This window comes from Paenibacillus sp. FSL H8-0537 (genome assembly GCF_038051995.1).
Lineage (GTDB): Bacteria > Bacillota > Bacilli > Paenibacillales > Paenibacillaceae > Pristimantibacillus.
On record NZ_CP150290.1, the window covers coordinates 5,159,720 to 5,185,430 of the forward strand.

At 46.9% G+C, this 25,711-nt stretch carries 18 protein-coding genes; 5 read left to right on the forward strand and 13 right to left on the reverse strand.

Annotated features, from left to right (window positions below; all coding sequences use genetic code 11):
- Window positions 1–4: 4 nt before the first annotated feature.
- Genes MHB80_RS21780 through MHB80_RS21790 form a run of 3 tightly spaced genes read left to right on the forward strand, consistent with a single transcriptional unit; the run spans window position 5 to window position 2,577 of the window.
- Complete coding sequence (locus tag MHB80_RS21780) at window positions 5–976, forward strand: TIGR01212 family radical SAM protein (RefSeq protein ID WP_341278944.1); 972 nt, start codon at window positions 5–7, stop codon at window positions 974–976.
- A 1-nt stretch (window position 977) separates the two neighbouring features.
- Window positions 978–1,577, forward strand: coding sequence for a class I SAM-dependent methyltransferase (locus tag MHB80_RS21785; protein ID WP_341278945.1), 600 nt, complete (start codon window positions 978–980; stop codon window positions 1,575–1,577).
- Between the two features lie 28 nt (window positions 1,578–1,605).
- Window positions 1,606–2,577, forward strand: coding sequence for a type I phosphomannose isomerase catalytic subunit (locus MHB80_RS21790; RefSeq protein ID WP_341278946.1), 972 nt, complete (start codon window positions 1,606–1,608; stop codon window positions 2,575–2,577).
- Window positions 2,578–3,317: 740 nt separating this feature from the next.
- Here MHB80_RS21790 and MHB80_RS21795 read toward each other — a convergent pair.
- Complete coding sequence (locus MHB80_RS21795) at window positions 3,318–3,611, reverse strand: hypothetical protein (RefSeq protein ID WP_341278947.1); 294 nt, start codon at window positions 3,609–3,611, stop codon at window positions 3,318–3,320.
- A 165-nt stretch (window positions 3,612–3,776) separates the two neighbouring features.
- Here MHB80_RS21795 and MHB80_RS21800 point away from each other — a divergent pair, with 165 nt between their 5' ends.
- On the forward strand, window positions 3,777–4,199 hold the full coding sequence (locus MHB80_RS21800; protein ID WP_341278948.1) for a DUF1801 domain-containing protein: 423 nt from the start codon (window positions 3,777–3,779) through the stop codon (window positions 4,197–4,199).
- 16 nt (window positions 4,200–4,215) lie between these two features.
- Here the strand turns inward: MHB80_RS21800 and MHB80_RS21805 are convergent, their stop codons facing one another.
- From MHB80_RS21805 to MHB80_RS21835, 7 genes are all read right to left on the reverse strand, one after another.
- A complete protein-coding gene (locus MHB80_RS21805) occupies window positions 4,216–4,515 on the reverse strand; it encodes a MazG-like family protein (protein WP_341278949.1) in 300 nt (99 codons plus the stop codon).
- Window positions 4,516–4,542: 27 nt separating this feature from the next.
- Window positions 4,543–5,139 (reverse strand): MSMEG_1061 family FMN-dependent PPOX-type flavoprotein, encoded by a 597-nt coding sequence (locus MHB80_RS21810; protein ID WP_341278950.1) that lies wholly within the window; start codon window positions 5,137–5,139, stop codon window positions 4,543–4,545.
- A 73-nt stretch (window positions 5,140–5,212) separates the two neighbouring features.
- On the reverse strand, window positions 5,213–5,911 hold the full coding sequence (locus MHB80_RS21815; RefSeq protein WP_341278951.1) for an MOSC domain-containing protein: 699 nt from the start codon (window positions 5,909–5,911) through the stop codon (window positions 5,213–5,215).
- 171 nt (window positions 5,912–6,082) lie between these two features.
- On the reverse strand, window positions 6,083–6,994 hold the full coding sequence (gene rocF, locus MHB80_RS21820) for an arginase (protein ID WP_341278952.1): 912 nt from the start codon (window positions 6,992–6,994) through the stop codon (window positions 6,083–6,085).
- Window positions 6,995–7,044: 50 nt separating this feature from the next.
- Window positions 7,045–8,595 (reverse strand): L-glutamate gamma-semialdehyde dehydrogenase, encoded by a 1,551-nt coding sequence (gene pruA, locus MHB80_RS21825; RefSeq protein WP_341278953.1) that lies wholly within the window; start codon window positions 8,593–8,595, stop codon window positions 7,045–7,047.
- Window positions 8,596–8,658: 63 nt separating this feature from the next.
- Window positions 8,659–9,855, reverse strand: a complete 1,197-nt coding sequence (locus MHB80_RS21830) for an ornithine--oxo-acid transaminase (RefSeq protein ID WP_341278954.1) — start codon at window positions 9,853–9,855, stop codon at window positions 8,659–8,661.
- 47 nt (window positions 9,856–9,902) lie between these two features.
- A complete protein-coding gene (locus MHB80_RS21835) occupies window positions 9,903–10,820 on the reverse strand; it encodes a proline dehydrogenase family protein (RefSeq protein ID WP_341278955.1) in 918 nt (305 codons plus the stop codon).
- 290 nt (window positions 10,821–11,110) lie between these two features.
- Between MHB80_RS21835 and MHB80_RS21840 the strand changes: the two genes are divergently transcribed.
- Entirely contained in the window at window positions 11,111–11,512 is a 402-nt protein-coding gene (locus MHB80_RS21840; protein WP_341278956.1) for a VOC family protein, read from the forward strand.
- Between the two features lie 196 nt (window positions 11,513–11,708).
- Here the strand turns inward: MHB80_RS21840 and MHB80_RS21845 are convergent, their stop codons facing one another.
- The 5 genes from MHB80_RS21845 to MHB80_RS21865 all read right to left on the reverse strand — a co-directional run bounded on the left by MHB80_RS21845 (window position 11,709) and on the right by MHB80_RS21865 (window position 25,665).
- Window positions 11,709–12,443: an IclR family transcriptional regulator gene (locus MHB80_RS21845; RefSeq protein ID WP_341278957.1), complete on the reverse strand. Its 735-nt coding sequence runs from the start codon at window positions 12,441–12,443 to the stop codon at window positions 11,709–11,711.
- Between the two features lie 146 nt (window positions 12,444–12,589).
- Window positions 12,590–14,404: a B12-binding domain-containing radical SAM protein gene (locus tag MHB80_RS21850; protein ID WP_341278958.1), complete on the reverse strand. Its 1,815-nt coding sequence runs from the start codon at window positions 14,402–14,404 to the stop codon at window positions 12,590–12,592.
- A 159-nt stretch (window positions 14,405–14,563) separates the two neighbouring features.
- Entirely contained in the window at window positions 14,564–16,105 is a 1,542-nt protein-coding gene (locus MHB80_RS21855) for a stalk domain-containing protein (RefSeq protein WP_341278959.1), read from the reverse strand.
- A gap of 950 nt (window positions 16,106–17,055) precedes the next feature.
- Window positions 17,056–22,638, reverse strand: a complete 5,583-nt coding sequence (locus MHB80_RS21860) for an RHS repeat-associated core domain-containing protein (RefSeq protein WP_341278960.1) — start codon at window positions 22,636–22,638, stop codon at window positions 17,056–17,058.
- A gap of 15 nt (window positions 22,639–22,653) precedes the next feature.
- On the reverse strand, window positions 22,654–25,665 hold the full coding sequence (locus tag MHB80_RS21865; RefSeq protein ID WP_341278961.1) for a carbohydrate binding domain-containing protein: 3,012 nt from the start codon (window positions 25,663–25,665) through the stop codon (window positions 22,654–22,656).
- Window positions 25,666–25,711: the final 46 nt, after the last annotated feature.

Genomic DNA, 25,711 nt, shown 5'->3' on the forward strand with positions numbered 1-25,711 from the left:
CGGAATGAATTCATTAAAAGCAACAGCATTAGAACCGACCAATGACCCCCTGCTATGGGGCGATAAAAGATTTCATACATGGAACTACGAGATGCGCGAGCAATTCGGCGGCAAAGTATTCAAGGTCATGCTCGATGCCGGCTTTACTTGCCCTAATCGTGATGGCTCCATTGCCAAGGGCGGCTGCACCTTCTGCAGCGCGCGCGGATCAGGCGACTTCGCCGGGAGCCGGCGGGATGATCTCGTTACCCAGTTCAACAATATCCGTGACCGCCAGCATCAAAAATGGCCGGATGCCCAGTATATCGGCTACTTCCAGGCCTACACGAACACTTACGCGCCCGTAGAAGAGCTTCGCGAATATTATGAAGTGATTTTGCAGCAGCCTGGCGTTGTCGGCCTGTCGATTGCCACTCGCCCCGACTGTCTGCCGGACGATGTCGTCGATTATTTGGCAGAGCTCAATGAGCGCACCTACCTCTGGGTTGAAATGGGACTCCAGACGGTGCATGAATCGACCTCGGAGCTGATTAACCGGGCGCATGATACCGCCTGCTATATTGATGCTGTAAAGCGACTGCGTGCACGCGGCATCCGCGTCTGCGCCCATATTATTTACGGGCTGCCGCAGGAAACGCATGAAATGATGCTCGATACCGGGCGCGCCGTTGCTGCCATGGATGTGCAGGGCATCAAAATCCATCTGCTGCATCTGATGCGCAAGACGCCAATGGTCCGCCAATATGAGGCTGGACTGCTGCGCTTTCTGGAGAAGGACGAATACGTCAAGCTAATTGGCGACACGCTGGAGTTTTTGCCGCCAGAGATGATCGTCCACCGTCTGACCGGCGATGCCCCTCGCGACCTGCTCATCGGCCCGATGTGGAGCCTCAAGAAATGGGAAGTGCTCAATGCGATCGATGACGAGCTACGTCAGCGCGGCACTTGGCAAGGAAAGCTGTGGGTGAACAGCTAGCATGGGATTTTTATCGGTTCTCACCATGGCGCATCGCTGGATGGCCGAACGGGCACAGCCCGGAGATACCGTCATCGATGCCACCTCGGGCGGCGGCGTTGACACGCTTGCCCTCGCCCGTCTCGTCGGTGAACGGGGCAGCGTATTCGCCTTCGACATCCAGCAGGCGGCGCTTGAGCGGACGCGGGAGCGGCTGGACGCAATACGTGCCAGCGGCAAGGAAAAGCTCGCGGATACGCAGCTTTTCCTCCAGAGCCACGAGCAGATGGCGGATTGCGTTCCAGCCGCGCTGCATGGCCATATAGCCGGTGTCATGTTTAATCTCGGCTTTTTGCCTGGAGGCAACGAGTCGCTTATTACGCAGCCATCGACTACAATTGCTGCGCTGGAAGCTGCGCTTGCCCTGCTTCGTCCGGGCGGCGTCATTACATGCGTCGTCTATCCCGGTCATCCGGGCGGCGCGGAGGAAGCGCAAGCCGTGCAGCAATGGGTTGAAGCACTGCCAGATGAGGCAGCTGCCACCATGCTGTACCGGCAGCTGCACAAGAAGGCCGCACCGTATTTGCTTGGCGTAGAGAAAAAAGGCAAACGAGAAGCTTAAACTACTTAACTTAGGGAGAGATACTGTAATGACTAAACCATACCCACTGCAATTTCAACCAGAGATGAAGGAACGTATTTGGGGTGGCCGTGCGCTTGAGCAGTTTGGCCTTACGCTGCCGGAAGGCTCGATTGGCGAAGGCTGGATGATCGGCGACCACCCGAACGGTACAACGAAGGTTATAAATGGCGAGCTTGCTGGCAAAGGCCTCGACGAAATTCGCGAAGCTTATGGCCGCGAGTGGTTCGGCACGAAAGGCTTTTCCGAGAAAAATGGCCGCTTCCCGCTGCTCATCAAGCTGCTGGATTGCAATGACGACCTGTCGATTCAGGTTCACCCAACTGATACATATGAAGGCTTGCCGGAAGGCGAGCTTGGCAAAACCGAAATGTGGTACATTCTTGATGCCAAGCCAGGCGCTACGATTATTTACGGCTTGAAGGACGGCGTTGACCGTGCAGCTATGGAAGCTGCAATCGCCGAAGGCCGCATTATGGATACGCTGCAGGAGGTTCCTGTTCAAGCAGGCGATGCCTTCTACATTCCGGCAGGAACCGTTCATGCGCTGTGCGCTGGCGTAGTCGTTGCCGAAATTCAGCAAAATTCCGATACGACTTACCGCCTCTATGATTATGACCGTCTTGGTCTTGATGGCGAGCTGCGCGACCTGCATATCGAGGACTCCCTGAACGTCATTGCTTATGACGGCGCAGGCGCAAGCCGCATGACAACAGACGGCGTTGCTGATGGCCAGTGGCTGACGATTGCCTCATCTCCTTATTTTATTGTCGAAAAAGGAATCATCCGCTCCGCAGCAGCCTATGAAACGCCTGCGACAAGCTTCGTCATCTTGATCGTTGCCGAAGGCAGCGGCAAGCTGAAATGGGCAGACGGCGAGCTCGCTCTAGCAGCAGGCCAAGCCTACTTGCTTCCGGCAAGCCTTGGCGGCTATGAGCTGGACGGCAGCCTGACCGTGATCCGCAGCGTAGTGCCTGCGTAAAGCTTTTTTTGAGGCAGGAACATAAATGACAGGAACATAAATGAATGGTAAACAGGGATGCGACCTTCTTGCATCCCTGTTTTATTTGTACCGGGCAAATCGAAGCATGCGTTTACCTTCTATGATCATGTATAATTTATAGGAAGACTCGCTTAAATATAAGAGAGGTGTTACCTATTCACTTAGGAGAAAATAATGATAGGTTCGCTGGGCTGCATGCCTTTATTAAGCATGGCGGATTCCTCGAAATACAAGAAAACGCACATTTCACCTTTCACGAGCTGTTAACGGCCTGCCAGGCTAGTGTTAAAAGTGAGCAAGGTACGGTATTGGAATTTGAATTTCACCACTACGACTTATCCTTAATCTATGTTCATGGCCAATATTATGGCTCGCTTATCGATTTTAAAAAATCGGCCCGAGTCAAGAACTTTCATAAAATTGCAAAACAGTGTGACATCCATTTTTGGCATGATTTCGAGCATTATGCGGCCCAGCATCATTTGACTATCCGCTCATGCACACAAACCAAAAACAGCAGGAAAGCCATACTCGACAACGGCTTGCGGCTAACTTTCCATTATTCCAAAACCTATGACGATTTCCTTATAAGCGAAATAACAAGCCGATTCAGGAACAAACGAATCATCAATGCTGTACTCTCAGCCCCCTCTTACATGGAGATGGAGCGTATGGATTTTACGATCCTCCATTATTTGAGGCAGCAAGGTTTCTTCCATTTACCGGCCCATAAAAACAGTAATTTCAATGATTTGTTGCTGAAATGCAGCAGCAAGGAAAGCCATAGCGCTATAACCGGCACCATCTTGGGCTTTGAATTTAAAAACTGGCTTTTGGAAATTTTTTATGATGATAATCAGGAGCTTATCGGGGAAAATCTTAAATTCATAAACCGCAGCTCCCACAGCAGCAAAGAAGAAATCATAAAGAATTGCGAGATTCATTTTTGGGAAAGCTTTAAGCTTTACGCACAGCAAAATGATCTGCAGATCACCGAAATTTGCAAGGACCACGATACGATCATTGCTTTTCTGAATACGGGGGCTAATTTACATTTTCAGTATCGGGAGGAATTTGGCGACTACTTGATTAGTGTGCTCGAGGGGGATGGGACCTCATTCAGAGAATCCTATAGACGTATTTATAACCACTAGATTAGTGATTGGAGGCATTTCAACATGTATGAGCTGAAAACGAAGGAAACCGAAAACAGCGTCATCGCATTTATTGAAGAGGTCGAAAATATGAAGAAACGGGAAGACGCTTATAAGCTGCTCGACCTCTTTACAGAAACAACGGGGCTTCCCGCAAAAATGTGGGGGCCGAGCATTATCGGCTTCGGATCGTATCACTACAAATATGAATCGGGACATGCCGGGGAGGCACCTCTAGTTGGCTTTTCGCCAAGAAAAGCCAAGATCAGCCTGTATTTTGCCACAGGCGACACGCAGCGAGAGGTGCTGCTGCAGCAGCTCGGAAAGCATACAGCCGGCAAGGCATGCGTCTACATCAATAAGATCGCCGACATTGATACAGAAGTCTTAAAGGCGCTAATTCACCAGTCTGTCCAGTTTCTTAAGGAGACTTATCCAAATTCCTAAACATACAGGACTCCCCTTACCAAGTACGGGTTTTGTTGATTTCCATCTTTTTCGCAAAAGCCTGCTCCAAGTCAATATCCAGCTTATTGGCAAGGTCGCAAATATTCCACACGATATCGTACATTTCCAGGCCTAGACGATCTTTGATTTCTTCCTTTTTCTCATGGTCGGGGTGGTACGAAAGATGCAGCAGCTCCTTCACCGTCTCCCCAACCTCCGTAACTAGATAAAGCGCCCTTTGCTCGAGCGTTGACTCGTCAAACCCGTGAGCAGTGCTGAATTCCTTCACATGCTTTTGCATTTCTGATAATTGCATAACTGTACCTGCCTTTGTAGTCTGAGATTATTTATTAATCGGGAAGCCGTTGATTTCCAGATGGGCCTTGAACAAATCTTGAACGGATGGCAGCTGTTCCTTGGAAGGCCACTGCTCATGCGTCCATAAGCCGGCCTGCTTGAACGCCCGTGGGCAGTGGATAAAGCATTCCTCGACTTCAACGACAACGGCAAGGCCGCTCGTCTTGCCCTTCCACTCCATGCTGCTGATAAACGCAACATTCCGGGTAAGGCTCGCGCGCCCATTCACACGCAGCACTTCCTCCAGCCCTGGTATAATAAAAATCATTCCGATTTGCGGGTTTTCAATCACATTCAGCAACGAGTCAATTCTTCTATTGCCCGGACGATCCGGAAATGCAATTTGCTTCTCATTCAGCACCTTAACAAAACCAGCCTCATCTCCGCGTGGTGAAACATCGCCTACCCCAGACGCATTCGAGGTCGCCAGAAAAAAGAGCGGCGACATCGCCAAATAATGGGCCGCATGCGAATCAATAATGGAAATCGTTTTTTTCACGACGGCTTCAGAAGGCTCTGTCATCATGCTTTTCAGCTCTTCCGCGCTCGTCACTCTATCTTCCTGCCATAATAAATTTGTCATTTGGGTGTGCCTCCTTGTATTAGAATTCCTTTATTATATAAGCTGAGTATTCCTATCACGCTGCGATTACAGCTTATTCAGCTTCCTTATTCGCTGCTCGGCCCGTCAGTCGCTCCGCTGTATCCGTCTCTAGTCCGGCCAAACGTTTCACGAAAGTCGCTCTCCAACTGCTGGACAACTCCGGCGCCGCAAGCAGCCGCTCCATGGCCTCCCGATTCGTTTTTTCCACATGCATAATTTGATTGGCGTAAGAAATCGACAACGCTGCCGGATGCTTGCTCATGCAAATCAGCGAGTCCGAAGGCGCAACGACACCTTCCTGCAGCACGCGAAAATAAAATCCGGTATAGCCGGTCTGCTGCACCTGCAGCGGAAGCTCTGGCAAGCCGTATTTGACCGACAGCTTGAAGCAGGACTGGCGTGGCTGGCTTACCTGCACAATTGCCGTCCCAAGCTGGAACGTATCGCCAATATGAATATTCTCCTCAACGATGCCCTGAGTCGTGAGATTTTCGCCAAAGGCGCCGAAGCCCATCCTCAGCCCCTGCGTCTCCCAATAAGCATAATGCTCAAAAGGATATACGCACACCGCCTTATCTTCCCCGCCATGATGGACCAGGTCCGCCTGACCGTCCCCTTCGAAGCAGACAGCTGTCAGCTTGATTGCCTCCTGCACAGGTTGCTTATGAATGCCTGTTAGAATCTCTTTCTTCAAATAGGGTACCTGCTGCGGCATCCCAATGTTGATCGATTTAATTGAACCCGCCACCACTATGCTTCCCTCCTGTTTACTGATCAGACGCCGATGCCCGGACCAGCAACGCGGCATAGCCGAGCATCAGCATCCATATCTATCGCTTTAATCCTATAAAAGATATAATCCATTCCTTTCATTATGGACGGTTCAGCACATAATTTCCAGTTAAATTGGCAAACCGCCTCGCTACATAATCTGCTCGCCGAAAACAGAACCGATCAGCTCAACGGCTGTATGGGCCGTTCTGTTGCGATTATCTAGCACCGGATTCACCTCAACAAACTCCGCGGATACTAGCCGTTTGGATTCGGCCAGCATCTCCATCGCGAGATGGCTTTCCCGATAACTCACCCCGCCGATTACAGGCGTTCCGACACCAGGGGCATCGTTTGGATCAAGGCCGTCCAAATCAAAGCTCAAATGAACGCCGTCTGCCGCCGCAAGTCGGCCAAGCGCTTCCTCCATCACCTGGTCCATGCCTCGCCGATCAATATCCTGCATCGTATAGACACGAACGCCAAGCTCGCGCAGCAAAGCCTTCTCACCCGGATCAATCGAGCGCGCTCCGATAATGACGACATCCTCCGGCCGGATCGGATCGCGTCTGCCGCCTCCTACTCCAAGCAAGCGACGGCTGCCATAGCCTAAACTAACCGCCAGCGACATCCCGTGAATATTGCCCGACGGCGTTGTATCCGCTGTATTGGCATCACAGTGGGCGTCGAACCATAATACGCCCAGGCGCGGGACATGGCGCTGCACCCCTTTTATCGTGCCAATGGCAATGCTGTGGTCGCCGCCCAAAACAAGCGGAAAACGCCCTTTCCCCAGCTCCTCCGCTGTTTTATCCGCCAGCTTGCTATTGACCCTTACGAGCTCATCTACGTATTTCAGCTTCTCGCCCGGCTCAGGACGGGATGCTGGGCGGCGCACAGCCAGATCGCCCAAATCATGCACGATATAGCCGAGCTGCTCCAGCTTCTGTTCAATACCCGCACAGCGAATCGCACTTGGGCCCATATCGACGCCGCGGCGGTCTGCACCCAGATCAATCGGGACGCCGATAATTGAAATATCCGTTTGGCTAACAGGCAGCATAAGCCATCCTCCTTTACCTGCTGGACTTGCTTCGCATACGCTTCAGCTTTTTACAGCTGCTCCGAAATCAGCTTAAGCTGTGTAAATTGCAGCAAATAATCCGGGCCACCGGCTTTGGAATCCGTTCCCGACATATTAAAGCCGCCGAAAGGATGGACACCTACGATGGCTCCTGTACATTTTCGATTAAAATAAAGATTGCCGACATGGAACTGCTCGCGCGCCAGCTCCAGCTTTGCGCGGTTCGTCGAAAATACAGCTCCTGTAAGTCCGTATTCCGTATGATTGGCAATGGCAAGCGCCTCCTCATAGGAGGAAGCCTTGCAGAAGCCGAGCACAGGGCCAAAAACCTCCTCCTGCATCAAGGCGGCATCGGGTTTGAGATCAGCAATAATCGTTGGCTGGATGAAATAGCCGTCGCCTTCTGCCTTTTTCCCTCCGGTCACAAGCCGCCCTTCCTTGCTGCCCGTTTCGATATATTCGAAAATTTTGCGGTAAGCGTTCAAATCAATGACCGGCCCCGTATAGTTGCTAAAGTCTACTGTATTGCCGACTGTCAGCGCCTTCGTCAGCTCCGTGCAGCGTTCCAATACCTCGTCATACACATCCTCATGGACGATGGCCCGGGAGCAGGCCGAGCATTTTTGCCCGGAAAAGCTGAATGCCGAAGCGACAATCGCTTGTGCCGCTGCCTCCAGATCTGCTTCGCTATCGACGACGATGGCATCTTTGCCGCCCAGCTCGCCGACAAAGCGTTTAAGCCAAATTTGGCCTGGCGATGTTTTGGCTGACAGCTCGAATATTCTAAGTCCGACTTCTCGCGAACCCGTGAAGGAAATGAAGCGCGTTAGCGGATGTGTCACGAGCAAATCGCCAATTTCCGCCCCGCTACCCGGCAAAAACTGGACGACACCCGGCGGCATCCCCGCCTGCTGCAGCACTTCGACGAACTTATAGGCGATGACAGGCGTCGTGCTCGCAGGTTTAAGCACAACAGTGTTACCCGCTACTACCGCTGCGGTCGTCATGCCCGCCATAATCGCCAGCGGAAAGTTCCACGGCGGAATGACGACACCGACGCCAAGCGGAATATATTGCAGATCGTTATCTTCGCCGCGCCGAACGACCAGCTTCCTCGCTGCCGTTTCACTCATCTCCAGCATTTGCCGGGCATAATATTCGAGAAAATCGATCGCTTCCGCCGTATCGGCGTCTGCTTCGCCCCGCGTTTTGCCCGCCTCAATCATGAGCCATGCGTTAAACTCTTGCTTGCGGCGGCGCAAAATTGCGGCTGATTTAAACAGCAATCTCGCCCGATGCGCCACAGGCACCTTGGACCACGACCTAAACGTTTCATAAGCGCTCGCTATCGCCTGCTCTGCTTGCTTTGCATTCGCCTTTGATACCCGCCCTACGACCTCGCTCGTGCTGGAAGGATTAATGGAGCTGTGCATTTCCTCTGTCATGACCCTGCTACCGCCAATAATAAGCGGGTAAACATGATCCAACTGCTGCTGTACTTGACTAATTGCTGCTGCAAGCGCCTTGCTGTTCGCCTCAATCGCAAAATCGGTAAATGGCTCCGGTACATAACTAATCATAGGAAAGCTCCACCCTTCTATTAGTCAAATGAATGAAACAGAACGGAATGAAACGGGATGATTTTATAGAGCTTGAAAAACACCAGCAATTCGCTCGGCCGCCCATGCAAGCTCGTCTTCAGAAATGATAAGCGGCGGCGCGAGCCGAATTACTTTTTCATGCGTCTCCTTGCATAGCAAGCCCGCTTCCTTGAGCTTCTCACAGTATGGACGCGCCGCTCCTCTCAGCTCGATCGCAATAAACAGCCCCCTGCCGCGCACCTCCACGATATCTGGATGCTTGATCAAGCTCAGCTTGCTGAGCAGCTCCTCGCCCAGCGTTAGCGATCTGTCCGCTAGGCGCTCGTCCTCGGTTACACGGAGCGATGCGACAGCTACGGCGCTCGCCAGCGGATTGCCGCCAAACGTCGAGCCATGCGAGCCCGGCTCAAACACTCCCAGGACGCTGCTGTCCGCCGCCACCGCTGACACAGGCAGCACGCCGCCGCCAAGCGCTTTGCCCAAAATGTAAACATCTGGCGTGACCTCTTCCCAATCACAGGCGAAGCGCTTGCCCGTGCGGCCAAAGCCTGTCTGTATCTCATCGGCCATCAGCAGCACCTGATGCTGCTTGCACAAAGCGGCAGCCTGACGCAAATATCCGTCTGGCGGGATGACGATGCCCGCCTCCCCTTGAATCGGCTCGACGAGAAAGGCGGCCGTATTCGGAGATATCGCCGCTTCCAGTGCCGCAATATCTCCATAGGGAATGAGGGTGAAGCCCGGCGTAAACGGGCCAAAATCTTCCCGATACGAGGGCTCGGAGGAGAAAGACGTAACGGTCAGCGTCCGACCGTGAAAATTGCCGGCGCACACAATAATATCCGCTTGGCCCGCCGGAATGCCTTTTACCCGGTAGCCGTATCTGCGGGCTGCCTTCACCGCCGTCTCTACCGCTTCTACTCCTGTATTCATCGGAAGCAGCATATTTTTGCCCGTCAATTCCGTCAGCAGCGCAAGCAATTCCCCAAGCGGCTCATTATAAAAAGCTCGCGACGTCAGCGTGACCAGATCTGCTTGCTTCTTCAAAGCTTCAATAATGCGCGGATGCCGATGCCCTTGATTAAGTGCCGAATACCCGCTAAGCATATCCATGTAACGCTTTCCATGCGGGTCCTCGACCCACACGCCCTCCGCCTTGGTGATTACAATCGGCAGCGGGTGATAATTATGCGCGCCAAGCCGCTCGGTCTGCTCAATCGTATTGGCCTTCTCCTTCATCCTCATCCCTCTTTCCAGCCTGAAGGCTATTTCTGTTTCAGCCCAGCTTATCGTTTGAACATGGATTTGAGCACAAAAGAGACATTTTCCGGCCGTTCGGCCAGCCGCCGCATAAAATAGCCGTACCAATCTGTTCCGTACGGCACATAGGTACGCACCTTGTAGCCCTCCTCCGCGAGCTGCTGCTGGAGTGCCGTGCGAATGCCATACAGCATTTGAAATTCAAATCGCTCCACCTTGATCGCCTGCTCCTTGACGTAGCCCTTCACCCATCCAATAATCGCATCATCATGGGTTGCAACAGCGGCATAATGTCCGTTGTCCAGCTGCTTTTTAATGATATGGATAAAATGGCGATCCACATCCGCTTTGTCAGGGAAGGCGACCTCCGGCGGCTCCTTGTAGGCTCCTTTTACCAAGCGGTAGTTTGGCTTCAGCACGCGCAGCCGCTCCATGTCCGCTTCGGTTTTGAATAAATAAGCCTGCAAGGCAATGCCGATATGATGGCCGAACTCAGCGCGCAGCTGCTCATACATTTGGATCGACGGCTCATTGCGGGCATAATCCTCCATATCGATGCGCACAAAGCTGTTCAAGCGCTTCGCCTCCGACACGATCATTCGCATATGGCTGAGGCATAGCGGATAGGAAATATCCAGCCCCAGCTGCGTCAGCTTCACCGATACGTTGGCGGAAGCACCCGCGCTGGCAATGGCTTGCAGCCCTCTCACAACCTCCTCGGCGGCTTCCTTCGCCTCCGGCTCGCTTCGGGTAAATTCGCCCAAATGATCGAGCGTAACGAGAAGTCCGCTTTCGTTAAGCGCCGCTACCTTGTTCATTGCAGCTGCAAGCGTCTCACCCGCTACAAAACGTTCCGCCCCAAGGCGAAGCCCAAAGCGCAACGCCATCCGATTAGCTATACGGTTTTTGGACAAATAGAGCAGCATATCACGCATGACCGCCATGCGATTCCCTCCTTCTAGGCAATGTCCTGCCGCTTCTTTCTTGAATGGCAGCAGGCTCCGACTGTGGCATAGCCGAAATGTGCTTATGAAATAAGATATGAATGCAGACAGGCACTAAATCCATCCTCACAGCAAAAGCTTGATGAATATTGGGGCGCTTCGTCCACTTATGGGCATCCAGCCCAATCGCTTATGAGGAGGGACAACGAGAGGTAGCCTTGATTCGCTTCTGCTGCCAGAGATAGAGTATAGTAGGAGTGGTTAAAAATATATTACTGGAGGCTACACTCATGTCACAGGAGATTTGGATTAACCTGCCGGTCAAAGATGTTGAGAGGTCAACTGCCTTTTTCAATGAGATTGGATTCCATGCGGCGAGCGTTGGTACCGAGAGAGCCAAGCTTGCCATAGGCCAAACAACGATTTTGCTATTCCCGGATGCGGTGTTTGAGAAATTTACAGGTTCAAAAAAAGCAGATACTTCCCATAGCGCAGAAGTCATATTTTCTATTAGTGCTGCAAGCAGAGAAGAAGTGGATGCTTTTATTCAAAAAGTGGAGCTTGCTGGAGGAAGCATCTTTAGCAAGCCGAGTGAAAATGACGGCTGGATGTACGGCGCAGCCTTTGCCGACCTGGACGGTCACCGCTGGAACCTGCTGTATATGGATGAGAGCAAAATGCCGAAAAGCTAATCGAGAAACGCCGGTCACCCGCTTAAGGTCACCGGCGTTTTTTGCGCCCTGTATAGACCGGCTTCCAATCGCTGCGCCGAGTCTACACTTTATTTTTCAGTTTAATCCTTCATTTACTTTACTTTTGACAATTGGAAAAAGAGGGCCAGGAAACCGGCGATCAAACGCCTCCCCCTAAAATAACGAACCAGCGGACTTAACCGCCAATCGTTGTCGTAATTTCATGAGCAGCCTGTATAACCTGCTTGCTGAGAAAATCCAGACGCTCCTCTGTCAGCTGGGATGCCGTGACGCCAACCCCAAGTGCTCCTACTACCTTTCGCCCAAAGCCGATAATCGGGGCAGCAATCGCCGCCGTGCCTTCCGTAAGCTCGCCGTAGCTGACCGCATATCCCGCCTTCTTAATACCGGGCAAAGTCAATAGCAGCTGCTTGCGCTTCTCTGGGTCATCCATCAGCCGAATCAAGATCGCTTCCGCCTCAGCCAGCTTCATATTGGCCAACATCACTTTGTTCGTTGCGCCGATATGCATCGCAATCCGCTCTCCCAAGCTTTCTACAACCCGGAGCTTCACCTTACTGTCTACTTTATCGACCACTATTGAAAACATGCCATAGGGGATGCTTAGGAAAACCGCTTCTTTCAATTCATCCGCCAGACGTTCCATGATCGGCCGTGCGGCCGTGCGCAAATCAAGCTGCTCCAGCTGCTGCAAGCCCACCTCCATCCACTTAGGCCCCAGCCGATAGCGCTTCGTCTCGGGAAGCTGGACAATCAGCTCATGCTTCACCAGCGTACTAATTAGTCTGTGCGTCGTACTTAGCGGCAAGTCCACCCGTTCCGAAATATCAGATATCGCCCACCCAGTGCGGCTGTGATCAGACATGAGAAGCTGAATAATTTGCATCGCGCGATCAATAGATTGAACCAATCGTATCCCTCATTTAACAGTCTGATTGCTTTTCCGTCAAAAACCTGACATGAAATCATCGCTTTACGATTAATATAGGTGGCAACATTTTGTTTGTCAATAAAAAAATGCAGTCCACGTCACTTTAAGTGACATGAACTGCATTTTTACGCGGTTACCGCATCATGATGCAGCTTCAACATATAAGGCTTAGGCGTTGGCTTGCTGCTGCCAGCCTCCATCGCATACAGAACGACGAGCAGCGTATGCGTATTTTTCTGAATCGAGCCGTCCGCCAAATACGCCTCCAGATCAAATGGCAGCCGTTCGATAACGGCATGCTTATGCAGCTCCTTCTCCGACATGCCAAGCGCCGCGAATGATTCAGACACCTTCTCCGGGCGTTCGACGAGACTGCGCATATGGCTTCCCCATACCGCTTTGTCCATCGTGAACTCCCACCACGTTTTGCGCGGCTTATATTTATGGTTGAGGAAATAATCGTATTTCATCAGCCCCATAATGACGTCCATATCCGGACCAGCTTCGCCAGCCGCTTGCTGCTCATGCTTGTAGCTGTTCAGGAACGACCACAGCCGGGAAAATAAATCCTCCAGCTGATGACCGATTTTCTGCCAGCCCCGCTCCTCCCAATAGTCGCCAAAGTCCTGGAAGAAATCGAACGGCGACGGGAAAACCTGCTCGACCAAATACATAAGCGTGCGGTCCATCCGGTGTGCATTCCAATATTTCTCCAGCACGTCCTCGACTCGCTTCATGCGCACAATGTCGCCGAACGGCATCAGGTCATTGCCGAGCATTTCGTAAGGTGCACGGTCCATGTAGATGTAGCCCCATTTGTCAGCGTCGTTGCGCAGACCTGTGCCGCGCAGCATTTTCAGAAAGCCAAGCTGCATTTCTTCAGGCCCGAGCGCAAACACATCGTTGAAGGTGCCTTTGAACGTATCGTAGTTTTCGAGCGGCAATCCAGCGATTAAGTCGAGATGCTGGTCGATTTTGCCCGATTCCTTCACCTTCGTCACCGTCCGCACGAGCTTAGACCAGTTCTGTCTGCGCTGAACCGCCTCATTCGTCGGGTCGTTCGTTGACTGCACGCCAATTTCGAAGCGAAACACGCCTGGAGGCGCATGCTCAGCCAAATAGTCGAGCACCTCGGGGCGCATAATGTCTGCCGTAATTTCAAATTGGAAGACGCAGCCATTATGATTTTCGATCAAAAATTGAAAAATCTCCAGCGCATAATCCCGCTTAATATTAAACGTGCGATCGACGAATTTAATCAGCTTCGCTCCGGCATCAATCAAATACAAAATATCCGCCTTCGTCCGCTCCTTGTCAAAATAACGAACGCCCACCTCGATGCTGGAGAGGCAGAACTGGCAGCTGAACGGGCAGCCCCGGCTCGTCTCAAAATAAACGACGCGGCTGGCTAAATGCGGCACATCCTCGGCAAATCGATGCGGCGACGGCAGCGTGGCCAGATCCAGCTTCGGACGACCCGGATTAACCAGTGCCTCAATATAGCCCTCGCGCTGCTTGCGATAAGCGAGCCCAAACACCATATGGTACTTGCCCGCGCCCTCGATCTCGGTCAGCAGATGATGGAATGTCTCCTCGCCTTCACCAACGACGATAAAATCAACCTCGGGAATGCGCTCCATCCAATGATCGGTGTCGTAGCTTACTTCCGGTCCGCCGAGTATGATTTTCACCTGTGGGCTGACCTTGCGCAGCATGTTGATAACCGTGATTGTCTCTTCAATGTTCCAAATGTAGCAGGAGAAGCCGACTACATCAGGCTGGCGTGAGTAAATATCCGACACAATGTTCATCACGGGATCTTTAATCGTGTATTCGGCAATATCGATATCGAATTGCTCGCCGCTGTAGGCTTTCAGGCAGCGCAGCGCAAGCGATGTGTGAATAAATTTTGCGTTTAATGTGGAAAGTACTACCTTCATCTCGTTACCTCGCTCATTGTTTTGTCACTATTGTCTATCATTGTACTACAAATGAGGGCTCCCGCACAAAAGAAAAGGCTGCTGGTGGTCGCTTACGCTCCCGCCAACAGCCTGATGATTTAACCAAAAGATTAAGAAGAATGATTTAGGTAATAAGTGCTAGTCTTTCATGCTAATATAAAGCTGGTCTTTCAGCTGCATGTCGAGAACCGGGAAGCGAACCTTCCACTTATTGTCGCCAAGCGCCGTCACTTCATTTTCCGCAAAGCCACGCGGCTGGAACCCGAATGTACGGTCGAAGGAAATGATAACTTGAATCGTCTCGCCCGGAAGCATGCGGTTCAGCTCATGACCTAGGTTAATGGCCCAGCTGCGAATATCGTTAGCGGAAGAACCGCCATAATACGTGTAAAAGCGCGGATCAATATCTGCCGTCAGCACGATCCAGCCCTGCGAATCCCGCTTCACTTCCCAATTACTGAAGTCTGCTGTGCCATCGCCTGTCGATACGGAGCCAAATTCTTTCTTCATTAGCGCCGTGATCGTTTCCATCGAAGCGCCTTTCAGCGTATCCGGCAAAATCGCTGGCAGGAACGCCACATCCTCCTGCGGGCTTTCCGGCAGCAAGCCCATCAGCAGGCTCGCGTGGGCAACAGATACAGCAAAGTTTAGGTCGGCCTGCGAAGTGTAGCCAGCGGTTGTAATGCCGACCAGATCGCCGTATTCATCAAACAGCGCTCCTCCGGAGCTGCCGTGGTCAATTGGCGCACTTGTCTGAATATTAGTGAGGCCATCTTCGTATGAAATGTTACTTACCAGACCATCAGATACCGTGTTCTGGATACCAAGCGGACTGCCGATGGCTACGACTTTATCGCCTTTCTCTGGAACCGTATAGCCTACGCTCACTGGCTCCAAATACAGCGACTCATCCGTCTGAATGATCGCAAGATCTGAGCTTGGTCGGCTGACAACGACGCCTTGAACCTTGTATTCATCGCCATAGATCGACGTAATCGTTGCCGAGCTCGCATCTTCAATGACGTGATTGTTAGTCAGAATCCAACGATCGCCGATAACGACGCCGCTGCCAAGCGCTTTATTCGTAGTAATCAAAACGACGCTTTCGTCGTATTGCTCAACGATTTCCTTAGGCGTCAGCTTTGTACGGTCATCCTCAGGCGTCTCCTCGTACTCCTCGTAAGTTTCTGCCCATTGCTGTTCTATGGAAGTAATGCGAACGGCTTGCGCCGCGTTATCCCATTTCACTTTGGCGCCAAGCGCCTCGGCCACGAAACGGGTCGGTACGAAGGTGGTGCCATTTTTCACGGCAGGGGCTGCATCAAGCTTAACGGTGTTACCGTCAACAACCGCTTCTTTCTTGCCTACGGTCAGCGATACCGTCGTTGTGTTTTTGCGTACGATAATCGTCTGCGTTTTCTCCACCCAAGTGATGGAAGCGCCCAGCGCTGTGAAAATCTGACGCATCGGCACGAACGTCACGCCGTTTTTTACATAAGGAGCTGCTGGTAGCGAAAGCTTGCTACCGTCAATATAGACTTTAATAGCCTGCGTCGTGGACGCTGCTGTCGTAACAGCGCTTGCAGCAGAAGCCGTCGAAGTCGTTCCAGCCAGCGGCGACAGCAGCAAGCCAGTAACGAGCAACGGGGCTAGCAGTGTTTTTGCTAGTTTTGTTTTCACGTATGTATTTCCTCCAAATTTTTGTCGATTACCTGGGGCGTTTTTAATGATAGATTGAGTCCCGTCCGCAAATGATAGAGACACCAAAAGAAAGGCGGAACCTAGCCAAACAGATACTCTCATGGTACCATTTTCTGTTGTTGGTTGTCTATTGGAATGGGGATTGGAAGATTAGGCGTTATGAATGATTTCAAAGGTGAAAATTAAGCATATTAATTTATATATATTCATCCAAAAAACTAGATCATCGCAAAATTTAAGTGGAATTATATTTAAATTAATATTTGATTTTGCATCAATAAATTCATAAAATAATAATTACAGCATGTTCCATTTAAGAATAATTCATAAATATCTCAATTACTTTTTTTGAAAAAATAGATAACCAAAATTAACACATGCTTCTCTTTAATACACTCTTATAACTTTTAAAGGATTTAACATGAAAGAATGAGGTACATGCTAAAATCAATATATAACTAAGAGAAACTTGCTATGAAGGTGCTACGTAGTAACTTTTTTAATATATCAAAACAATAAGGAACCGCCGTTGATATTCTATATCTATTAGAGATCACTCTGTCGGTTGTGGTAATTTTCCCACTATTATATTACATTGGAAATAAAATAAGCTGACGCAAGTGAAAATCGACGTCAGCTTACTATGCATACTGTCTTGACCTTTTGACAATATTTTCTTAAAATTAGTTATTAAATCCAGAGTCCCCCTTTTGTTAAAAACATAATTAAAAAAAATATTAAACTAACAACTAAAATTATCATAATAAGAAATATCTCTTTCATTTTTTTAAATCTAGTAATAATGAATACAACAAAAAGATATGACATAAAAATAAATCCATACTTCTTTTCAGTTGATGAAGAAAAAACAATCAATATAAAAACGGATAAAAACAATGCATAAAAAAAATAATTGTATATTTTTTTCATTAATTATATATTCTCCAATATCTAGCATTAACTATAAAAGCTCCATCTGTGTCAATTATCATATTTTCCACTACTCCCGTTTTTATATTTGTGCGGTAGATCATTGTTTTTGTAGCATTAGCCTGAGGTATAGGCGCAAAAAACTCCAATAAACCAGTAGCCACTGTACCTGTACCTGCCATAGTCACGATTGTTTTTCCAAAAGTAGCTACTCCCCCTCCTACGTAACCAATAAACGCCTTTCCTGCTCTAGCATGATATTCTTCAGTCTTTGAATAAGTATGAGATTGTTCCCAGTAATTATAATTCCTATCAGCTTCATAATACACAACTCCATTATTATCAACTAATATAATTGTTGCTTTTGTAGAATCTTGATTAGTAACAGTATATTGGAGTAGTGCTTTATCATCTCTTTTAATTAACCCGGTCCTTAGTTCAAGTGCGTCAGCAGTAAGATTCATAAACTCTTTTCGAAGACGCTCAGCTTCTTTTGAAGCAGCTTGCATACCTAATTTATCACCTTTTTCATTCGCTACTGCCCAATTAATCTTTTCTTGGTTAATCAGTACATTGTACTCAAACACTATTGGATCTAATGCTACATTACCACTAGGATCAGTATATCTCAATGGGTTGTTATAAACATAAGTAAAGAAATTCAAACTTTGCGGATTTGCAACTTCTCCCTCATACGTATCCTCATTAATAAACCGTCCTATACTCGGATCATAATATCTTGCCCGAAGATAGTACAATCCACTTTCCTCATCATATACTTCGCCCGTATACTTAAACGGATTAGACATACCTTCCGTCTGCGAAAGTAGATTTCCCCATATATCATAATCGTAAGAATTAATTGCAATGCCACTATCATTCGTAATCCTCACTACGTCCCCATGACCATTATAAGAATAGTATCCTTCTTTTCCTGTTACATAGTCATGTCGATACAGCAATTCGTTGCCCCAAACATTTCGAGCCTTTGTATTTCCATTCTCATCGAGCTCTTCAATGATATGACCATTTAGATACACGTATCGAGTTGTTTTTCCATCTACTATCTTCGTTGCACGAAGACCATCACCGTAATACGAATAGGTAGCTTGTGTACCATTTGAAGAGGAGTACGTTTTAAGCATATTCAAGGCATTATAACTATACGTCGTTGTTTCCTCAGTTAAATCAGGTGAACTTCCACTCACCGTCAAACGATTGCCACGATCATCATACGTATAAGTCCGTTGACCTTCTGCTGTATTTTCCTCTTTAATTCGATTCAATGCATCATAACTAAAAGCCTGAATTGAGCCATTTCGATTTATACTGGTAATATTCCCAAAGCCATCGTAACCAAAAGTTTCATTCCAGTTGGATACGTTCCCTTGCAAGGTTTGATTGTATGATTTCAATTCTCCAAAACTATTTGTTTTTCTTTGCTGCGTTACACCATTCGGATACGTCAAGGTATTCGTATGCTCATTTTGACCTACCATATAGTTATATCCTACGGTGCCCATATCCGGTGTCGTTACGGTCAATAAACGATCTAAGACATCATAAGTATATGAAACTTTTTGATTATCTGGATATTTCACTGCAGTCATGCGGTCAAATCCATCATATTCCAGTTCATATTGTCGACCTGCCACCGTTTGACTGCTCAGACGCTTCCACTGGTCGTATTGATAACCTAACGTTTCTCCCTCTTTCGTCGTTGTAGCTGTTGGAAGACGTGTAGCCGAATCATAGCTATACTGCTCCCAGTAGGTTTCTATTCCTGCCGTATCTTTTACTGATAGTCGACTTACTTCATCATATGGCGTGTACGAATATTGATGCTTTTGCATCATTTCGTCAGTACGTGTATCCAACAGTCCCGTATTCGTATACTGAAAGCTTTCTTTTTTCCCTTCTGCATTCATCTTCGTCAATTGCCAACCGACTTCGTTATATTCGCTTTGCTTTTGCAGCTTATCATTGGTATACGTAGCAATCAATTGACCTAGGCGATTATACACATAACGATTGACCTGATTGTTGTTATCCTTTAAATAAATCAAGTTACCTGCTGTATCATAACCATACTGTGTCGTTTGCGCAACACCTTCAGCAACAACTTGCGTTTGCGATAATGCACCCAATGGGGAATACGTATTTAAAATCGTTCTCGTTTTTTCTCCACTCTTCTCTACCTGCTTTACGGTTCTACCTGTTTGATCTTGATAATTCCAAGTCTCTTTGCCATCTGGGCCAACCACTTTAGTCGTGTTTTGCAAATAAGAGGAAGATCCATCCTGCTTGGTCATCGAGTTTGAGAAATAATAATTTGTCACTTGTCCTATAGGATCCGTTATTCTTCTCACTTGTCCTTTACTATCATATAAATATTTCACTTCTTTATTTGCAGAGTCATAAGGCAATGTGCTTTTCAAGAGTTTTCCAGTCAAATTCGTTTTATTCACTACGAGCACACGTAACGTATTTCCAACTACTTGTTCCTGCTTTTCGACATCACCATAAGGCGTATAATACGTATTAACTTTCTCTCCGTCGGCTTTCGTCTGTACAACTAGGCGCTGCGCGTCATTATACGTATAACCCGTAGTTTTTACAGAACCAGGATTAGCAGCAGACGGGGTATAGCTTTCCGAAGCCATTCGACCGCTCGAATCATAGCTATACGTTACTGTACTACCATCAGGAAAAGTCTGTTTTTTAAGCTGATCCTTATTGTTATATTCATAAAGAACAACCAGCGGTGTAGGCGTCTTCCCCTTACCTAAAGTCACATTCGTTGTTTCTTTTATTACATGTAAATTACTTGCATCATATTCCATGTCTACAATCGTTTCTGTCGGTTGTTGATCATACTGACTGCCTGAGCTAGTCGTACGAATACGAGTAGGTTGCTTGGAATTATTATAATTCAAATAGTCCGTGACCGTTTGATCCTGACGGACAACCGCTGGCGTAGCAGGATCGCGATAGCTACCAAGCTGCGTTGTACGAAGGAGCGTACCATCTGCGTTATACGCATAAGTTATTTCTATCTTCGTTAAGCCATCCGCAGCCGTTTGCTTCTTGGAACTAATTTGATGATAGGGTCCGCCATAAGCCGTCTCCGTCTTGTTCCCATATGGATCTTCTTGGTAAATCACATATCCAAAGGCATCATATTCCGTGCGATAAAGCGTTGCATATTTATCCAGATTGGCAGGTAAAGTGCGATCGTTACCCGACCACAAAAACTTATCTATATCTGACTTATTATCATTACCAAATACTTTGGTTAAATACGGTTTGTTTTTTCCTGGATCATATTGATAAGCTTGCATCTCTTGAAAAGAGACACCATATGCTGTCCCATCCTCAGTGAAATACAAAGAATTACTATATCCACCTAACCCGTTTGTCTCAGAAATTGGTACGAATAACCCTTTTCCTATTGGCCGATAAACGTAACTTCGACTTTCTCTATATTCTAATAAATCTAAAGAAATGCTCTCTTTTACTTCTGGACGGCGGAAGTTATTACTGTTCTTCAATCGAGTGTTTTCTACAATTCCGCCTGTTTTAGGTGTTGTCCATATTTCCTGTGCTACTCCTGCATTTATAGAGACATTTTGCGTAAGCAGCTTTTGCTCCCCAGCTTGATTTGTGTATCGATAAAGCACTTTTGTAACGGGGTGATATCCAATATATGTGAGGTTCCATGGATCCAAATACAATCGCATCGTCCCTCTTCTTTCTTCTCTTTTATAACCATTCTCCTCTATAAACCAATCCCAATTATACAGTCTATAATTAAACGTGACTTCTAACCCACTAGTATCTGTAACCTTATTTAATAACAAATAGTTAATTTCACCATGAACCTGTCTATCGCGATCCACGATTAGACTTGATTCTGCTCCATTTAAATAATCCAGAACAGGCTGACCATTTTGTAGTGAATAAGAATAATCATCTTCAAAGTTAAAATCCGCTCTGGTCGTAAGGTCCGGAGCGAGATAGGAATAAGTTTTTAACGTTTTGCTCGCTAACACGTCAACTACACTATTGAGTTTATAAAATAAAATACTTCTTGGTTTTTCATCATTTTTATATTGATCAAAACTTCCAAATACATATGTTCTAGCTTGCATAATAGGATTATCTGAACTGATATTATATTCTATTTTATGAGTCACATTCCCCTGTGAATCCGTGACCGTAAATCCTTGAATGCCAAATGGTTGAACAATATACGGCCCATCGGTCTGGATTTTCCGTCCAATCGAGTCGGTAATAATCATTCGATTAGCCGATCGCTGATAGTCATAAGTAATTTGATCACCAAAACGATTGCTTTTTGATAATATTTGACCATCACTGTTAAACGAATATGTGATTTTATCATCCACCACTAAACTGTAACCCGTTCCGTTGTGGAAATAAGTAACATTACTATATGGATGATTATATGGCGTTTTGATATTATCTCTGAACTCATAAGACGATCCATCGTCTAGATCAAAAGTTATGGTATCCGTTGAAGAATAAGAAGCACGATTATAGTAATTATAGCTGCCACTCGTTGCCGTTGCGCCGATTGTAGCGCGAATACTTCCCTCAGTCATTTTAGGAATGTTCAGTGACCATCCCGTCGCAATAAAGCCTAAATCGTCGCCGTAGCCATAATCATAAAAGCTTGGATAAGGAAAATTACCTAAACAATCAAGCTTTCCATCTCCAAACCAAGAATTATCTGGATGACATCCTGGAAAGCCTATGTCACCATCTAAACTTGGCTGCATAATCTTTGCACTCATTGAACTATAACTTCTAACCAAAGTGAAATCCAAACCATTCCTACCCGGTAAATATAAATCAACATCTTTTTGATTGGCTGTTTTATAAATCGGATCTACGTTACCATCCGTGCTAGCTTTATATTGAAAATCACTATTTTTTTCAGTAAAACGATAGCTATTTCCCGTACTTGCAGTCGATACTTTTCCGCTTACCTTAGCTTGAGCAATGCCGGTATAAGTAGACTCTGTCACACTCTCGTTCGGTTCTACCAGATTGCCCTCTAGATCAATCGTGGTCACTTCCACAGGTGTGTTTTGTAAAGCTAGTACTTCCTCACGATTGTAATCATAATCGTATTGCTGCATCGTTAAGGGAGTGAGTTCTCTTAGTAGGACACGCTGTTCCTCTGTAAGCTTTTTAATCAGCGCTGGAAACTCTTTTCCAGTCCAATCTAATACTTCAAAAAACTGCTCAGTCTCTAGCAGAGGTGTTAACTCCGAATAGAAATACACCGCGAGTTTCTTCATTTCCAGCGTATACTGCTGGGTAATGATCTCCACTTGCTCCTCTGAAAAAATACCCCATTTTTTCTCATATACCGACTCGTCGACAGATAACTCTCCATCCACTAACGGATTTTTTCCGGGGACGTAAACGGATCCTTCTACAGTAAGGGCTGATATATTATTTTCCAATTTAGCATATGCAACAGGGCTCCCCATTTCTGCGAAAATAGATAATAACAAGCTAATGATTAAAAAATAACTTATGACCTTCTTCAAGTTGACCGATCTCCTCTATTTATCTAGTAAAATGATAAAATCATCGATATAAAAGCTGCTCGTTGCGTTGTTGCTTTCTACATATAGGGACAGATTTTTTGCTGCTGCACCGTTATATTCATAGGTCCCATTAATCATCGTCCACTCGTTAGCCGTTACTGAGCTTGCGCTAACATTATCATAGGAATGGGTTCCATCTTGAGCTTCACGATGAATGGTAAATAAGAGATCTGAGGCAGCCGTGCCTTGCGGCAACCTGACTGCTGCCTTGATTCGATACTTCGTGTTGGGCTTCAGCAGACTTGTCAAATCAAGCAGCGGCCCTTGCCATTCTGCTGTCCGATCAGATACTTTCAAGCTTCGCTGACCGCCATTTGCCGTTTCGCCTGTGTTCTGAAGCACAACACTTTCTCCCTGTGCGACCCACCCTTGCAGCGTTTCATCCTCAAAATCATGACTCACCACAGGCGCAGCTTCTACATATTTCTCCACTTTGAAATCATCTAAGTAAAAGCTAGCAGTCGCATTAGGACTCTCCATGTAAATATTTAAACCGGCCACTGTTCCAGTAAAAGTATAGACGCCTTCGAAGTCCACCCAGCCATCTACTGTTACATGACTAGCACTCACATTGTCGTAATAATGCAAGCCATTTTCATCCGTTCGATTCATAGTCAATAATATGTCAGAGGCCGTTACGCCTTGAGGCAAACGCAGCTTGCCCGATAGGGTATAGGTCTGCCCTTTCTTCATATAGCTGGTTAAGTCCAAAGCAGGGCCTTGCCACTCAGCCGATCGATTACTAATTTTCAAACTATGGCTTCCACTACTTGCCGCCTCTTGTGTGTTGGCAACCAGTACACCTTCGCCTTGAGCATACCAGCCGTGTGTTGTCCCATCTTCAAAGTCGTGAACAAGCGGAGCTGGCTCAGCCGAATATGCTTCAATGCTTACATTATCCAATAAGAAAGAAGCAGTAGGACTTGCACTCTCTAAGTATAAATACATACTTGTAGCTGGTTCATTCAACTGGTATATCCCTTCAAAAGTCGCCCATCCGCTTGAAGTAACCATTTTGGTGCTAATATTGTCGTAATAGCTGTTTCCATCTGGCAGCGTCCGGCGAATCGTCATCATGACTTGTGCTGCTGGGGTTCCTTGCGGCAATCTAACAAATGCTTTAATTTGATAACTCTGCTGAGGAACAATATGGTTCGTTATATTTAACATTGGCCCGTGCCAGCCTAACGTTCGATTAGAAACCTTCAAGCTGCTTGCTCCACCGTATGCCAACTCTTGTGTGTTGGAAAGTACTACTCCTTCTCCCTGACCAATCCAGTTTTGAACGGTTCCATCCTCAAAATCTAGATACAAATTTTCTGCAGGCTCAGTAGGAGTAACGACTGGCGGATCTTCAGCCTTAGTAGACAAGTAAGCAATAACCGGATCCCATATTGTACCGTCATTTGAGAAATCTCCATTCTGATTAAGCCTGAAATAGATGGAGTCTCCTTGAGTGACTTCCAGCTCTTTAATAACTGAGGCTCCCTTGCCATCATTACCCTCAATACGTTTCCAACCTGAGTCTGGCCAAATTTGCGTGTTGTTTTTCAAAATTTTAGTATTCACACCGTCTCCTATAAGGTTGATAGGGTGTTTTTTCACATTGCTTTTGATTCTAATCGTTCCTGTATTTGGAGCCACCCACTTGAAGACCGTATCATTAGTATGAGGATGAATCCAATCTTTAGTAATTAAGCTCCAAGCATGATCTCCCTTCCATCTGAACAACGTGCTATCCCATACCATATTTTTATATACGGTTCCATCCCATGTTTGGTAATACCAATTGTGTTTGCCCTGTTCTGATCCATATGCGGCTGAAGCTTTTTCTACATACGTAATTTTAGGATTAACGATAGTAGCATCGGAAACCAAATTTCCATATTTATTTAAAACAAAATAGATCTTTTCATCTTTATTAACCTTTACGTCTAAGTTCAAATTTTTCCCAATCCCATCATTGCCTTCGAGATGAGTCCACCCTGATACGGGCCATATTTGCGTATCATTTTTCATAATTTTAAAATCGACTCCATCCCCCTCTAAGTTAATGGGATGTTTTCTTATATTTCCTGAAATGTGTATAATGCCAGTTTGTGGCGCCTTCCATTTGAGAGCAGCATCATTTATATGGGGATGCATCCATTCTTGTGATATAATTTCCCAACGGTTATCTCCTCTCCACAAGGAAGCCGTTGTGTCCCATGCCATATCTTTATAGCCATCTGCAGTGGCAATTTGGTAAGACCAGTTATTTTTACCTTGTTCGGAACTAAATCCTTCCGATGCTTTCTCAACATACTTGATTGTTGGCTTCCACACTGTACCATCGTAATTGAGATTTCCATTTTTATTTAATATAAATGAGACATTATCCCCCGCTACTACGTTCATATCCAGATTTAAATCAATGCCTATTGCATCGTCTCCAGCAAGATGCTTCCATCCCGTTGTTGGCCATATTTGAGTATTATTTTTCAGCACTTTAAGATTGATACCATCGCCAAGCAAATTAATTTGGTGCTTCTTGATTTTTCCACCTATATGTATGGCACCGCTTTGAGGTACTTGCCAAGTAAGTGCGATATCATTCACGCCTGGATGAATCCAATCTTTCCCAATAACTTCCCAAGCGGTCTTGCCCTCCCATCTCGAAAGACTAGTGTTCCAAGTCATATCCTCAAAGCTTGTTCCATTCCAAATCTGATAATACCAATCGTTTAGTCCCTGCTCTTTGGTAAATGCATAGTCTAAATTTCTGCCTGTGTATTCCTTTAAAATTAGATTCCCATTCTGATCGTAAACATAATCTACTTTTTCACCATTGTCTCTCACTTCAGAAATAAGTCTTCCATTGCTATCATAAAGATAGGAAGAGCTAGCATAAGCTAGATTAGTAACAGTCATTAACACTAAAACAATAAACAAAATTTTTAAGTAAATACGTGATGTTCCTGAACTCATTTCTAATCCCCACCATTTATATTTCTGTATAAATCATCCTTTTGAG